Origin of the sequence: Paraburkholderia sp. USG1 (genome assembly GCF_031570135.1) — a bacterium.
GTDB lineage: Bacteria > Pseudomonadota > Gammaproteobacteria > Burkholderiales > Burkholderiaceae > Paraburkholderia > Paraburkholderia dioscoreae.
In genome coordinates, this window is sequence record NZ_JAMWXW010000060.1 from 1 (window position 1) to 13,344 (window position 13,344).

The 13,344-nt window shown below is 58.3% G+C and carries 15 protein-coding genes; 5 read left to right on the forward strand and 10 right to left on the reverse strand.

Going from position 1 to position 13,344, the window contains the following annotated elements; all coding sequences use genetic code 11:
* On the forward strand, window positions 1–235 hold a 235-nt coding region (locus tag NE850_RS38980; RefSeq protein WP_310700383.1), incomplete at its 5' end, for a hypothetical protein.
* Window positions 236–821: 586 nt separating this feature from the next.
* Here NE850_RS38980 and NE850_RS38985 read toward each other — a convergent pair.
* The gene (locus NE850_RS38985; protein WP_266211331.1) at window positions 822–956 is read right to left on the reverse strand and encodes a hypothetical protein; all 135 of its coding nucleotides are present in this window, start codon (window positions 954–956) and stop codon (window positions 822–824) included.
* Window positions 957–1,199: 243 nt separating this feature from the next.
* Here NE850_RS38985 and NE850_RS38990 point away from each other — a divergent pair, with 243 nt between their 5' ends.
* From NE850_RS38990 to NE850_RS39000, 3 genes are all read left to right on the forward strand, one after another.
* Window positions 1,200–1,643, forward strand: coding sequence for a hypothetical protein (locus NE850_RS38990; RefSeq protein ID WP_266240753.1), 444 nt, complete (start codon window positions 1,200–1,202; stop codon window positions 1,641–1,643).
* A gap of 168 nt (window positions 1,644–1,811) precedes the next feature.
* Window positions 1,812–3,308, forward strand: coding sequence for a recombinase family protein (locus NE850_RS38995; RefSeq protein ID WP_310700384.1), 1,497 nt, complete (start codon window positions 1,812–1,814; stop codon window positions 3,306–3,308).
* A gap of 82 nt (window positions 3,309–3,390) precedes the next feature.
* Window positions 3,391–4,053 (forward strand): hypothetical protein, encoded by a 663-nt coding sequence (locus tag NE850_RS39000; RefSeq protein ID WP_310700385.1) that lies wholly within the window; start codon window positions 3,391–3,393, stop codon window positions 4,051–4,053.
* A 438-nt stretch (window positions 4,054–4,491) separates the two neighbouring features.
* On the opposite strand, the gene NE850_RS39005 is transcribed toward NE850_RS39000, so the two are convergent.
* The 6 genes from NE850_RS39005 to NE850_RS39030 form a co-directional block, all read right to left on the reverse strand.
* Window positions 4,492–4,695, reverse strand: a complete 204-nt coding sequence (locus tag NE850_RS39005; protein WP_310700386.1) for a BPSL0761 family protein — start codon at window positions 4,693–4,695, stop codon at window positions 4,492–4,494.
* Window positions 4,676–5,038: a hypothetical protein gene (locus NE850_RS39010; RefSeq protein ID WP_310700387.1), complete on the reverse strand. Its 363-nt coding sequence runs from the start codon at window positions 5,036–5,038 to the stop codon at window positions 4,676–4,678. The genes NE850_RS39005 and NE850_RS39010 overlap by 20 nt, the downstream gene beginning before the upstream one ends.
* Before the next feature lie 117 nt (window positions 5,039–5,155).
* Window positions 5,156–7,003 (reverse strand): TniQ family protein, encoded by a 1,848-nt coding sequence (locus NE850_RS39015; RefSeq protein WP_310700388.1) that lies wholly within the window; start codon window positions 7,001–7,003, stop codon window positions 5,156–5,158.
* Window positions 7,000–7,986 (reverse strand): TniB family NTP-binding protein, encoded by a 987-nt coding sequence (locus NE850_RS39020; RefSeq protein WP_310700389.1) that lies wholly within the window; start codon window positions 7,984–7,986, stop codon window positions 7,000–7,002. The genes NE850_RS39015 and NE850_RS39020 overlap by 4 nt, the downstream gene beginning before the upstream one ends.
* Window positions 7,983–10,016, reverse strand: a complete 2,034-nt coding sequence (locus NE850_RS39025; protein ID WP_310700390.1) for a transposase family protein — start codon at window positions 10,014–10,016, stop codon at window positions 7,983–7,985. Before NE850_RS39025 ends, NE850_RS39020 begins: the two co-directional genes overlap by 4 nt.
* Window positions 10,013–10,345, reverse strand: a complete 333-nt coding sequence (locus NE850_RS39030) for a hypothetical protein (protein ID WP_310700391.1) — start codon at window positions 10,343–10,345, stop codon at window positions 10,013–10,015. The genes NE850_RS39025 and NE850_RS39030 overlap by 4 nt, the downstream gene beginning before the upstream one ends.
* Window positions 10,346–10,363: 18 nt before the next feature.
* On the opposite strand from NE850_RS39030, the gene NE850_RS39035 reads away from it, so the two are divergent.
* The gene (locus tag NE850_RS39035) at window positions 10,364–11,074 is read left to right on the forward strand and encodes a SprT family zinc-dependent metalloprotease (protein WP_310700392.1); all 711 of its coding nucleotides are present in this window, start codon (window positions 10,364–10,366) and stop codon (window positions 11,072–11,074) included.
* Between the two features lie 259 nt (window positions 11,075–11,333).
* On the opposite strand, the gene NE850_RS39040 is transcribed toward NE850_RS39035, so the two are convergent.
* The 3 genes from NE850_RS39040 to NE850_RS39050 form a co-directional block, all read right to left on the reverse strand.
* Window positions 11,334–11,954, reverse strand: a complete 621-nt coding sequence (locus tag NE850_RS39040) for a hypothetical protein (RefSeq protein ID WP_310700393.1) — start codon at window positions 11,952–11,954, stop codon at window positions 11,334–11,336.
* 494 nt (window positions 11,955–12,448) lie between these two features.
* Complete coding sequence (locus tag NE850_RS39045; RefSeq protein ID WP_007179847.1) at window positions 12,449–12,880, reverse strand: hypothetical protein; 432 nt, start codon at window positions 12,878–12,880, stop codon at window positions 12,449–12,451.
* On the reverse strand, window positions 12,867–13,344 hold a 478-nt coding region (locus NE850_RS39050), incomplete at its 5' end, for a lysozyme (protein WP_310700394.1). The genes NE850_RS39050 and NE850_RS39045, both read right to left, overlap by 14 nt.

Genomic DNA, 13,344 nt, shown 5'->3' on the forward strand with positions numbered 1-13,344 from the left:
GTGGGAGAGCGGAAGCCTCAACGGCGTGGTCCGGATCTTCTACAGCAATCACACTCACCACGATTATCACGTCACCAATGGCATGATCCTGACAGTCTACAACGACGACCAAGGCAAACTGTGGCGCCAGTCGCACTTACTCTGGCGCCCTACGACAACAACATGTAGCGAGACCCATAACCCGAGAAATCGCGCCTTATGGGACAAGGGTTTGGGGCTGAGGGCGAACCCATAATGCGAGAAAGTGGACGCATAAATTGAGAACAACCGTCCAGGGCCATCTCCGACATGTACGGGAGCACGCGACGGGACGGGCCCTCTCCCATCAGCAGCCGTCGCTCAGGTTTGTATTGAGAGCCGCAAAAAATTGCGCTTCAGATAAAGCAATTTTGGCAATTTGCGCTCGTGAGCGAACCATCTCGATGCACGTCCGCCATCAAGAAATGTCCAAGTTTCTGAGCTTGGCCTGCTAACGGGCCAAGCGAACAGCGATGACCGTTTAACGAAGCGATTACCGAGTAAGGCGCTCTCTGGTCCGTCTCGAGCCAGTGCTTTCGGTGGCTGGTCGAGGCGTCGGCGTCCGCCCGTCGCAACCCGACCTGGAGGGCACTCATGAAATCCCCTTGCCTGTGGCAACGCGTTCGTGCCGCTGCCGCATGTTCCCCGCAGTGAGTGTGGCATTCCACCTGCCGGACCACCTGACGACGTGGCAAACCTAGCGGCACTCGGCCTGCGCCCGCGCAAAGGAAAAATGCCTCCTGAGGCCGGAAGCTTAGGAGGCATCGAGGATTCTCGCGGGACCGTTCTGTCCCCGACTGGATTTACTTCAGGGCGAAAGCTATCACCAGGACGACGGCTGCAATGGCGCCAAGGCTCACCGCGCCCCAACCCAACCGGGAGATGAAACGGTCGACGTTTTGGTGCGACTCAGCAAAACGAAAGACTTTTTCCATCATGGCGGATTTCTCCCTAATTACCGCGAGCATATCACTTGTACGGTACGGCGCTCATGTAGACATGCAGTCCAGCAAACTGAAGGGCCGCCATGCCGGTCAGCCGGACCGACACCGCAACCATCAGCGAATTGGTCCGCGTTGGCGCCGGAACGTTCCCCGCCGGATTCCGTCTCGAGCCAGTGCTTTCGGTGACTGGTCGAGGCGTCGGCGTCCGCCCGTCGCAACCCGACCTGGAGGGCACTCATGAAATCGCCGCGCCTCTGTCTCGCCTGTGGCAGCGCGTTCCTGCCGCTGGCGCATGTTCCCCATCAGCGTTACTGCTCGTCGGAAGCTTGCCAGCGCGCTCGTCGACGCGACTGGCAGAACCACCGGCTCCGTATCGACCGCGACTATCGCGACAACCAGGCCCGGGCCCAAGCGCGATGGCGCGCAGGCCACTCAAGCTATTGGCGCGAATATCGAGCTGCACATCCGGCGTATCGAGAGCGCAACAGCAGCATGCAGCGGATACGCAATGCACGACGGAGTTTCAAGCCGATTGCAAAGATGGATGTCATCGAACTCCCTCGGCCGCTGGGCTCTGGCTTCTACGTGCTGCGTCATGCGGATGATGCCGGCGCCGCAAAAATGGACGTGTGGACCGTCCACATAGCGGTGCTGTCTGCGCCGACAGCACCGCCCATATGATTGCAAAGAGATGACGTGATACACATTGGCGTCGGGCCTGCTACCTTTGCCTTGTCACCGTTCGTTTTCAAACGCCACCGCCTGATGTGAAGCCGCGGCGTTCGCATTTGGGACTCCCCTTGCGCTCGGTGCCTACCGCGTGTTTGTGTCTGAGTTGCGGAGCGGAGAATGTCATTCAATAACACGGGTGCAGCAGTCGTAGCCGGCTCCCTGGCAGGACGGGCAGCTGAGTACGTCCGCATGTCGACCGAACACCAGCAGTATTCGACCGAGAATCAGCGCGACCGAATTCGAGACTACGCAACCCGCCGCGGATTCGAAATCGTCCGCACATATGCCGATGAGGGTAAAAGCGGTCTTCGAATCGACGGTCGCCAGGCACTTCAAAATCTCATCTCCGATGTCGCCAATGGCAAGGCGGATTTCTGCGTAATCCTCGTCTATGACGTGAGTCGCTGGGGGCGATTCCAGGATGCCGACGAGAGCGCGTATTACGAGTACATCTGCCGCCGTGCTGGCATCCAGGTTGCTTACTGCGCCGAGCAGTTTGAGAACGACGGGTCGCCTGTCTCTACCATCGTGAAAGGGGTAAAGCGGGCAATGGCTGGCGAGTACAGCCGAGAATTGTCCGCGAAAGTATTCGCTGGCCAGTGCCGATTAATTGAGATGGGGTTCCGGCAAGGAGGGCCGGCCGGCTATGGACTGCGCCGCGTATTGGTCGATGAACACGGTTTAATGAAAGCCGAACTGTGCCGCGGCGAGCATAAAAGCCTGCAAACGGACCGGGTAGTCCTCATGCCGGGGCCGGAAAGCGAAGTGCGAACCGTCAATCTAATCTACAACTGGTTTATCGACGGGTCGCTCGACGAATACGAAATCGCGGCTCGCCTGAACGGCATGAACGTACGGACTGACCTTGACCGGGAGTGGACACGAGCAACGGTACGGGAAGTATTGACCAACGAGAAATACATCGGCAACAACGTTTACAACCGGGTGTCGTTCAAGCTGAAGAAGATGCGGGTGACCAACACACCGGACATGTGGATTCGAAAGGAGGGGGCATTTCAGGCAATTGTGCCAAGCGAAACGTTCTACACGGCTCAGGGCATCATGAGGGCAAGAGCGCGTCATTACTCGAACGAAGAGCTAATCGAGCGACTGCGCAACCTGTTCCGCAGTCGCGGTTTTCTGTCCGGCGTAGTGATTGATGAAACAGATGGCATGCCTTCTACGTCGGTCTATGTGTACCGATTCGGCAGTTTAATTCGTGCCTATCAGACAGTCGGTTTTACCCCCGGCCGAGATTATCGATACATTGAGACCAACCGCTTCCTGCGACAACTGCATCCGGAAATCATTGCGCAGACGGAGAGGAAAATCTCGGATTTGGGCGGCACGGTGATACGCGACCCGGCAACCGACCTCCTGACGGTCAACGACGAATTCACGGCGTGCATCGTGCTCGCGCGCTGCCAGGCGCATGACAATGGCCGCAATCATTGGAAAGTGCGCTTCGATACCAGCCTGCTGCCGGATATCACAGTCGCGGTGCGGCTCGACCACCCGTCGAGGCTCGGAGGTGTATCTGCCATGCTGGTCAGCGATGGCACGTGCATTACCAAACGCATTTCTCCGGTCCGCCCTATTTTCTGCTGGGCGTAGTGTGCAGGCCGATAACGCGAACGTGCTTTCTGGCGCTCCAACCCTGCTTGTCGCTGGGAAGGAAATTGCCTCGCTCAGAAACATGACTCTGATTTTCAGCGGGTACGAGCTCTGTCAGTTCGACAGGATGGTCTATGCGACCTGTTTGGATTACTACCGGGATGCGCCGCTTTCCCCGGAAGAGAGTCCTCGGCATGTCCGAACCAACTTCTATGAGTTCGCACACCGCATGGGAAGCGAATACAGCGTTAAGGCACACAGGGCCATTCGGGCAAGTCTGCTTCGCCTGAGTTTTGCCCAGATGCGCGTGCGCTACAACCGCATGAACATCGAGGTGCCGAAGCTTTTGTCGGTGACTTTCGAGGACGGCAAAGTTGGCGAGGATTTCAGGGGCAGTGACGCGCTGATGCTGCGGGTAACAGCGTCCGTGGCAGAACTGTTCGGTCCCGGTGCCTGGACAGCTGTCGAAAACGAAACGGTAGGGTATGACGGATTGAGAGGCTGGCTTGCAAATTTCTACGCGGGACACGCTTGTCCGAAGTGGTTGCCGGTTAAGCGGCTTTATGACTTCTCGGGCTACGAGTCCCACATGCGCAATTTCAGGGCCAGTCTTGTTCGTGCTCTGGAAAAGCTCAAGGCCCCCCAGACGCCCGCACGAAGCCGAGTGGCGCGTTACGACTTTTCCAAAGACGGCACAGAGATTCGCGTCGTCCGTGCAGAATGGGGTGCTTGCTGCATCGATTGACCGCGCACATGACCATTCCTTCGTCTACCGTCGTGACTGCATACGAACGCAGTAGCGAAGCTGGATTTCCCCCTGATGGTGGCTGCATTGCGGGCCGACCTAGGTGGGGTTAGGCGGTCCTGCTCGGGCTTCGCCCAATGCAGTGAGCGCTTGCAGCGGCGTAGACGAGTCTCCAGCGTCGCAGCATGTCCATGGCTACTACGACAAACCGGCGATTGAGGTTATGACAAGAGCGCCAATCGCCTGTCTGGCCTCGAATCCGGCTGCAATGCCCCTCTGCCTGGGCAGACCATCATATTCCCAACGGGTCGTTTTCCTCGGTCTGGGAATCCTGATACGCTATTCGCGCGGCATCTCGCGCCGCCCAGTACGCTTCTAGTGAAAAGTCGTCTACATCGCGCTGGCCCAGATATAGAAAGCTTGCGTTGCGCCCCTTTGCTAACGTTCCGGCGGGGCCCAGACTCCGGGTAGCGCTGCAGCCGACACGTCGAGGTCAATGTTGAGCGGGTAGTGCCTGAGGAGACCTATCGCGACCGACTGGACGAGACCGCCGATGGTTATCTCGTCGGCAGAGGCGAGCATCTCCAACATCTCTCGCGTATCAACAACGGCTTTCGTTCGTTCATATGGGGTCGTCATCATCAGCTCCTTCAAGCAGGCGTTCGGTGATGTCGGTGTACGACGTGACCTCGTACAATTCGCACCACCTCATCCAGACGTATTCGACATTCAACGACCAGCCTTTCCTGCCGACCAGCTCATAAATACGTCCCGTCTGAGTCCTACCCTGCAAGGTGGCCGGGTCGAACGTTACTATCGGGGAGCTGACGCGCGCCGACGAGTCAAACATATCTACGCCAACGAAATGCCGGGTCCCATCCTCTGTCTCGAATATGCGCCATCGAGATAACGGAATCTTCGGCACTTCGGAAGCGGGACGTGGTTTCCAGATAGGCATCGCGGTCTCCTGGTGGTGGAAAGTCATACCCTTCGGTTCCGTCGTATGGACCCGGCGGCACTACATGCGAGCCCAGCTATGTCCCGACCGGCGCATACATCGCCGGTCGGGACTCGCAATTGGTTCGACTTATCGCTGGCCCTCTCATGGCGTCAACGATGCGGGCACAAACAGGTCGTGCCCTGCTCTCGCACCGATAACTGCCAGTCGCCCGAGGTCTGCGATGCGGACCAGGCCGCCCCGCATCGCGCCATCAGGAAGCTGTTTCGCACCGACCAGTTCGACGCCGGGTAACAAGCGCGACAGCGCCGCGGACTTTGTACCCATGGCACGCGCCAGGTCGGCCAGCGGAACATAGGCTTGCCGGAACTCCAGCAACTGGTGCGGCAGCACGACGCGACAAGGCTGACCACGTCGCTGAATACGTTCCGACGCGAGCAGCCCTTCGTCCACCCAGTTCTGGATAGACTCCCATTTCCATCCGGTCGCTTTGGACAGTTGCTGAATCGACATGCCGGCCTCGAGCAGCGGCGTGCCGAAATACTGAGACACGTCCGTCCTCAGGAAGGACATCTCGCCGAGTGTCCGACCACGCGCGACGGCTTTCACCTTGCCGCTTGCGATGGCCTGCATCAGCGACTCGATAGCGCTTCGGTCGCCCATACGCCGGCTGGTCAGCTCCGCCCATGTGAGCGTCGTATCATTGGCCACCGCAGCGGGTTGAGCCCACCGTTCCACACGCTCATGTAAGTCCAGTATGGATTGGCGCTCGACCGGACCTCCCTTCATCAGGTCTTCGCGCCAGCGCACGTCTGACCGGATAATGCCGGCTGCTTTCATGCGTTCGAGCACGGCGGGTGGAACGCCCGCAAGTTCGCAGGCATCGATGTCGGAAATCCATTCGGCACGTTGCCGCTGGATGCGCTCAACCTCACCGCACGGAATTTCGAACACCTGGCCACGCGTGCCAGTACGCCGTGCACGGTGTTTGCACTCGCCGGCGACAATGGAGTCATGCAGACGTGAAACACTTACGCCGATAGCCTTTGCAGCGTCCGGCGCGCGCGTGTATCCGGTCGCATCCTCGGCCATCTCTTTGGCCGAATCTAGGCCCAGGACACAATCGGACTTCCGTGCGGCGACGTCGATGATGATTTGAAGCAAAGGCTCAAGCGTCGTGCCCTGGCAAAGCTTGCGTAGACTGACGTACCAGTCGCCGAGTAACGTGTTCAGCGTGCGGGCATCCTTGCGACCGGCGGCAATGCGCTGCTCGACGTGATTGCGGAAACCCGTTGGCCAGTCGGCCAGCAAGGCTTCGAGCGGCGAGAGAAATTCGACCGCTTCGGTAATGGATTTCGGCAACGCCGCGGAGCGCGGCAACCCGGGGCGCGTCGGGTCAGCATGTTGGCAGAGCGTGCGGATGACCTTCACCTGCACATTGATGTCCACGCCGTGCAGAGGCGGTTTCATGCTGCCAGACTGCTGCCCGTTGCTCGCAATCAGCGTCGACAGCCACTGCTGCGCGCGGGTCGCGGGAACACGCGGCAGGCTACTCAGGTCATGACCGCACGCGCACAATCCAATGTACAGCCGCTCCGGCGAGAGGTGCTTCCCGCAGGCATTGCACTGGTCGGCCAGCAGGAGTCGATGTTGCGGGCAGGCCGTGACATAGGCGTGTTCCCAGTGGTGTCGCAGGTAAGGCGATTCAGCCAGACACGCCGGACACACGGCGTCAGAGTGCGCGCGGTGCAGACGTCCCCAACCCCGGCAGAGGTCTTCTTGCTGTCGGGTGAATTCGGTCCACGCCGGTTCCAGGCCGAGGTTACGGGCCACGTCGTCCGTGCGCGTCAGCAAGGCGCGGCGATTGCGCTCGACACCCGCCGTACTCGCGAGGTCACGCCAGCTGAAAAGCGCATTGTCTGCGGCGAGGCGCCGATAGTGGCCCATTCCGGACTCGTCGTCCTTGGGCGCATAGGTGAGAATGAGGCTCATTGGTTATCTCCCGATTTTTTACGAACTGGTACGGACGCCGAGTTACTTGTCAGGACATGCACGTATGCCTGTTTCAGCGCCGCCGGCTCCACGCCCGCGTCGTCGATGCCAGAGTCCTGAAACGCCAGTCTGTTCGGTGACCCGGCATGGTTAACGGATTTAGTCGCTTTCTGGCAGTCTGCGTATGTAATGGCGCGCGGAGCTTCGCTTTTCATTGCACGGGCCAATTCACGCATGAAATCAGCGAGCACTCCAATCAGGCCGCCAGTGAGCAGATAGCATTGCTGCGTCAGCATACGGGGCGGCACGTCAATCGGATAACCCGCAGCCGAGAACAGGCGCGCATAGTTCACAACGCACGAGACGTAGGCTGTCATCTCGTCAGCATTGCTTGCGTCGTACGGCCAGAAATTGAGCGAAGGACAGGCGCGGCTGCGCAACTGTTCATTCGCCAAAAAGAGCCGCTCGAGTCGCGGAATGCCGAAGAGAATCAGCGTCATGCCGAGTGTGTCCGAAAGGGTCTTGAGCCAGTCGCTAGCTGCGCGCAGAGGCACCCGTGACCCTTCGTCAACGAGGTGCGAAATCTCATCGAAAATCACGACGCGTGTGCCGGCCAGGCGAAGCTGCTCCACCATCAGGTCGAACATCGCACCCGCGGTCATGTTGCGGGGAACCTGGATGCCCAACGCACCCAGCACACTTTTGGGAAGCAGTTTGGCCGTTGCGGAGGCGGGCACCGCAACAACCAGTACGGGCACATGGCGCCGTCCGTCGATGCGGTTGGCGGGGTAGTCACGCGACAGGCTCGCGATGAGCGAGGATTTGCCTGCGCGACTAGGACCTGGGACGCGAACGATTTTGGGCGCAAACCCAGCGAGGGCGTCATCGATGCGCTGTTTAAGCGCAGTGAGGTGCTCCAAGAACATGCGGTGAGGCAGTTCGCACTCCTCGATGTCCTTGCGCAATAGTTGGGCTGGCGTCACAGCAGTTTTTCTCCAGTGTTTCTGTTTACGATGTTCAATAGAGGCGCGTCGTCGTATGAGATGACGTTGGGATGAAAATCTTCCGCCGGCAACGACGGATTGGTCGAAGGTGCAGGCCCAAACGGTGCAGCCGCTGAAAGCGGCTGGTTGGCGGCCCGCTGGACGGCTGAATTGTTCTTGGCGCGGTGCACGGTTTCCTTGTTTTCCTCGCGCTTGCCGCGAGCCTTAGGCTTTCGGGCTTTCCCGTTTCCGGTGACCGCGTCGTCCATCTCCCGCTCGAATTGGACCTTTTCTTCGGGGACCGTCCAGTTAGCCATGCCTGAATCGAACTTCTTTTTGGCTTCAGAAAAGGTCCACGCCGGCGTGTCCGGACGAACGTGGTGGTGCGTCAGTGTGACAAGCGGAAGGTCATCGCCCTCGTACACATAGACCTGACGGAAATCGTCGGGGTTATAGACCACACGAAGGTCCGCATGGTCACCGTACTTGGCCAGCAGATACGACATGGCTTCGCCGGTGTACCTGAAACCACGTTCAATCGAGATGCCGGTTTTGGCGCTCAAGGTGCACATCTTGTGTTCGAAGAGCGCGGCTATCCATTCATGGCGCGGTGGCGGCAGGGAGATGGGTTGTCCCAACTCCTCAAGCTGGTGAGTCAGGCGCGCGCTCGGTGTCTTTCCTTTGACCGAATCGACCAAAAGTTCGTCCCAACGCAGCCGGTCCAGCGGGGTGTTGACCCAGACCTCATAGAGCCATTTCACAACCCACTTCTCGAGCGCCTCGATGGTTATCAACTCGTCGCCCAGCGCCGCCGGGTCGCGCACGCCATCTTTTCCCTCGAAGCGCGTGCAGCCTGGGAGACGCTGCAGTGCTTCCTTGAGCGACCTGTTCAGGCGCTCGATAAACGGCTTACCTTGAGCTTCCTTTGCTTTGCAATGCTTGACATCCATTCCTAACCGCTCAAGGCGGACGATTCGTCCGCCTTTCGTCTCTGGGCCGTTGTCGAAAATGACCTGCATAGGCGTGCCATAAACGTTCAGCGCGTGAGCGATGCCGAGCTTTGCGAACCGGGCTGCCTTGGCGGGCGTCAGATACATCGCGAGGCACGACAGCGAATCCATCTCGCGCGGCGAACCGATGACGAGATGCCATCCAACCGGGTATCCAGTGCAGACATCAATCGCCAGCACCAGATAGACTTCCCGGGCGATGTCATCGCCATTGCGTACAACGAATGGGAGGTGCACAGCGTCCTGCTCTATTCGGGCGAATGGAAACGCCGCGCGGATACGCTTCTTCACGAACGATTTACCGGCGACCCTATCAAGCGGGTCCATCCGGTCGTAATCGGCATCGGCGGTAAGGTCATCAATCCTGGCGGACACGAACTTGCGGCTGATATCGTGCGTGGCAACATGAAGGCCACGGCGACGAGCCTCACGGTCGATGTAATCCGTCAGGTCGAGGACCGTCCACTTGGACCCGGTTACCAGGAACAGGTCCTGGATAGCTTCTTTGACGAATTCGACAAGGTCTTTTGAATACCTGGCCGTCGAATTGCCTTTATTTTTGTCGCCCCTGAGAACCGGAAGGCCGAGCAGCTGGTTCATGTGAGCCCGGTACAGGGTTGCGCGCGACGGAAACGGGCAGGCAAGTGGCTTGTCTTCGTTCTCCATGACATAGGATTCGCGGGCCATGGGAATCGCTGCATTAAAGGACAGGCCCCGTTGCTCACAGATGGCACCGATGCGCCGCAGTGCTTCGTTTAGTAAGCGAACTCTGTCGTGCAATTTCGGGTCATCGTGCTGGGCAGCAATGCTGACGCGCGGCATGCCCTTTCGATGCAGGACCAGACTGCCGTCAGAAATCCGGGCGCGGATGTCGTCGTACTCAACATACCGGTCCGCACGTTTCTCGGCATCGAAGAGCTGGATGGTGCCAGCATGCAGGCGACTGTCCCGCACCTCGAAATAGCTTTCCGGTTTGCCTGGGGGCGCCAGCCTGTCTTCCCTGCGCAGGTCGGACATCATGGCCGCAACCCCTCAATCAGACAGAGGTGGCTCAGGTCGCCATACGCGGCCGACAGTTCCAACGTGGCGCAGATATGCTGATGCGCGAGGTCGGCTTGCAGAACACCCTTGGCGAGCAGCGGAGGAATCAGGCCCGATGGAATCTCGAGGTCGGCGCACAACGCGCGCTGTAGCACGGGGCCCGATTCGCAATAGCTTTCGACCCGGTCGATGATGTCGGGTGTCAGGTATTCGCGGGCACGCGCCATCGCCGGTTTCAACAGTTGTGCGTTGACGACGACCGGGTGCCGCTCATCCGCAGGCACGACTACCGTGGATATCCTGGACATCCTGCTGAAGAACTGACCATGCCAATTCTGCAGTACGGCCAAACCACCATTGAATGGGGATTTCAGCCTGATGCCAAACTCAAACGGCACTATGTGACCGTGGAGCGAGGACGGCCGGTATTGCTGCGCGGGCCGCAGGTGAGCAAGGCCGAACAGGAAGCCTTGGTGCGCCGTCGTGCCCGTTGGATACGCGAAAAACAGGAGCTGGTCAATCAGCCGCTGCGCAATGACGCCATCGTTACCGGCAGCCGCCTTCGCTACTCCGGTCGGACGTATTTCACCGAGGTCCGGCACACGCCAGGCATCACTCGACCTCGCCTAACGTTTACTGCGTCTCGTTTTATCGTCGAGCATCCAGATGGCTCGAGCATTCCGCCCGAGGCGATAGCGCCCCTATTGGAAGGTTTCTACCGCGAGCGTGCGCACGAAAAACTGCTCCAGCGCGTTCGTCATTGGGAACAGCAAACCGGATTGCAATCCAGTGGGGCCCGCATCCGTCACTTCGAGAGTCGTTGGGCCAGTTGCAGTGGCAACAATGTGCTTGAGTTCCATCCAAGAGTGATGGAACTGGCAACCACCGTGCAGGACTATGTCATCGTGCACGAGCTTTGCCACACGGTTGAAAAAAATCATACAAAGGCGTTCTGGTCCTTGTTAGCTCAACATTATCCGGATTGGCGCCAGCGTCATACAACGCTTGAACAAGCGGTGTTCGGAGATGCCGTGTGAATCCCGCTGGAGGCCAGACGCGTGCGCAGCATCGCGTACGTTTGCTGCGACCTACGCCGCGCTCAAAGAGTTACACCGAGAGCGTCCTCTCGATTTCTTCGTAATCGCCTTTCGAACGGGGAACAAGGAGGCGGTCAAGCGTCTGTCGAAGTATCGTGCGCATCGAGTCAGGGCGCCCGCGCGACTTCGGTTACGCCCGCGATGCTTACCATTCTAAAAAGCGCTGCGCACGCGAGGCACCTCCGCGACGTACAAATACTCAGAACGGCCCCCCCATCCCCGGCAGCCTAATCTCATGAGCGCTTTGGGGAGGTTCCATTGTGTACTCATATTTCAATTCGTGTACCAGATACTCCTCCATTGGTACCGTTTTCACACCTTGAGATTTAGATACTCCGAACACCGAGGCGTAAGCGGCTGGGCTGATGGTGCCGCTGCTCCGGCCGTCGGGACGTTTCAACTTCAAAAATTCATCCAGATAGGTATTGAAATTATCCTTCGACAAGCCTGCTTCAAAAATCGAGTCGAGTGCCTCGGGTTCGTTCGCTGAGAAATACGTTTCCGCAACGAGACCCAGCCATGGCTTCTTACCGTTTTCTTCCTTCACCTCGTAGCCGTAGACGATGAAATGATGGGCGTCACGAGTGCTCAGCTTCTCCGCTGCATGCGCGAAGTTCACAAATTTCGTACGCTCCGAGGATAGCTCGGCGAAACTGCGCTTGAACTCAACCAGCACTAGCTTCGAGTCACTGGCGAAGATGCCGTCACCAGCGCGCTCCTCGACTCCGGCAAGTGGCGCGGCAAAGTCGATTAACGGCCCAGTTTGGAGAATAAACGCATACTCGACCGTTTTCTCCCACCACGTGAACGATGTTGTCATTTGTTCTGTACCCTTTCCGCGCCGGTACGACGCTAGTTTGTTAAAACGACGCGTAATTGAGCAACCAAGAACCGTCCTGGTTAATAAACTCGTACACGACGGCTTGGCTCTCACCGCTCTCAGGGCTGTAGTAGACCGTTCGGTAGCGGAACGAGTTGAGAGACTTCTGGGTCCAGGAGTCAGTGCGAAGCACACTCAGGCAACGGCTCTTTGGTGCATACTTCATCGGTCCCCACGGTGCAGGGATGAAACCGTTTCCGATTTGAGCCGATGTGTACATGCTGAGCACACGGGAATCGTTCCAGTCCTGATAGCAGGCCGCCTTCGACATAACGGAGACCATCACCGGTTGCGCAGAGCCCACCAGGCTTCGGAATGCAGCGTCGCGCGACGAAAGCGATGTGGCCTCCCGGTGCATTCCGGCAAGCCGGCGTTGAGCCGAATTGAGACTTTACAAGGATGCCCGCCCGACGGGCTGGCGGTACATAGATTGATCAGTTCGTAGTCGACTTCACCAGATCAAGAATGCTCTGCAGATGCTGATTCTGGTCTTTCCGCAGATCGTAGATGCACTCAAAATACGCAATATCGTTGATGTTGCGTACCTGTGGAGCGGTAATGTCTGGCTTCCACTTTGATCCGGCGAATTTGTTGATGGTGCAGAATCTCTTCATCCTGTCCTGTTCGCGCATGTAGTCCGAAAGGAGAGCGGCGTTGGGATTTCCTTTGGGGATCGATTGGGCGATCGCCGTATAAAGTGCTTTGTTAGCTGTTTCCATATCGGCGGCCGCTACCATGAAGCAATTTGAGTCCATGCTGCCGCTACCGCTCAGGTGTTTAAGGCACTCCTCGTCATCACTTCCATAGGCACTCCCAGAAATGAGCGCAAGTGCGGCCAGTGCTGGGACTATCTTAGTGACTCGCATCGTAGCCTCCGGAGGCAAACATGTTAGCCTCGCTTGAACGTCGCGGAAGCAGGCGCGGATTTCGTACATAAAAATGGCGAATGGATTCCGGGATTGTCGAATAATTACCGGCATTGACGATATCCGCCATATCGTCAGCCGCGCTGCCACCGCCCGCGTTAAAAATGACGCTCACCAATGCGTCGTATTCGTACTGATAAAGCGGCACGTGAATCTTGGAATTGATGGCCTTTTCTGTGCGTACGAGATCCGCACGCAGTAGCTGTTGTCCGCGTTCAAGCGTGATCGTGTCGCCTGCATGGAGATGGTCGGCTGGCACAACGAGGTGCCCGCACCCTACAGTAGGGTTGCCTTGGTCGTCGTTGTAGACTGTCAGGATCATGCCATTGGTGACGTGATAATCGTGGTGAGTGTGATTGCTGTAGAAGATCCGGACCACGCCGTTGAGGCTTCCGCTCTCCCAT

What these genes read in the sequence shown, in the direction of transcription:
- NE850_RS39000 (WP_310700385.1), top strand. Translation starts at nt 3,391, where the DNA reads ATGACTCTGATTTTCAGCGGGTACGAGCTCTGTCAGTTCGACAGGATG.
- NE850_RS38995 (WP_310700384.1), top strand. Translation starts at nt 1,812, where the DNA reads ATGTCATTCAATAACACGGGTGCAGCAGTCGTAGCCGGCTCCCTGGCA.
- NE850_RS39030 (WP_310700391.1), bottom strand. Translation starts at nt 10,345, where the DNA reads ATGTCCAGGATATCCACGGTAGTCGTGCCTGCGGATGAGCGGCACCCG.
- NE850_RS39015 (WP_310700388.1), bottom strand. Translation starts at nt 7,003, where the DNA reads ATGAGCCTCATTCTCACCTATGCGCCCAAGGACGACGAGTCCGGAATG.
- NE850_RS38985 (WP_266211331.1), bottom strand. Translation starts at nt 956, where the DNA reads ATGATGGAAAAAGTCTTTCGTTTTGCTGAGTCGCACCAAAACGTCGAC.
- NE850_RS39045 (WP_007179847.1), bottom strand. Translation starts at nt 12,880, where the DNA reads ATGCGAGTCACTAAGATAGTCCCAGCACTGGCCGCACTTGCGCTCATT.
- NE850_RS38990 (WP_266240753.1), top strand. Translation starts at nt 1,200, where the DNA reads ATGAAATCGCCGCGCCTCTGTCTCGCCTGTGGCAGCGCGTTCCTGCCG.
- NE850_RS39025 (WP_310700390.1), bottom strand. Translation starts at nt 10,016, where the DNA reads ATGATGTCCGACCTGCGCAGGGAAGACAGGCTGGCGCCCCCAGGCAAA.
- NE850_RS39005 (WP_310700386.1), bottom strand. Translation starts at nt 4,695, where the DNA reads ATGATGACGACCCCATATGAACGAACGAAAGCCGTTGTTGATACGCGA.
- NE850_RS39040 (WP_310700393.1), bottom strand. Translation starts at nt 11,954, where the DNA reads ATGACAACATCGTTCACGTGGTGGGAGAAAACGGTCGAGTATGCGTTT.
- NE850_RS39010 (WP_310700387.1), bottom strand. Translation starts at nt 5,038, where the DNA reads ATGACTTTCCACCACCAGGAGACCGCGATGCCTATCTGGAAACCACGT.
- NE850_RS39035 (WP_310700392.1), top strand. Translation starts at nt 10,364, where the DNA reads ATGCCAATTCTGCAGTACGGCCAAACCACCATTGAATGGGGATTTCAG.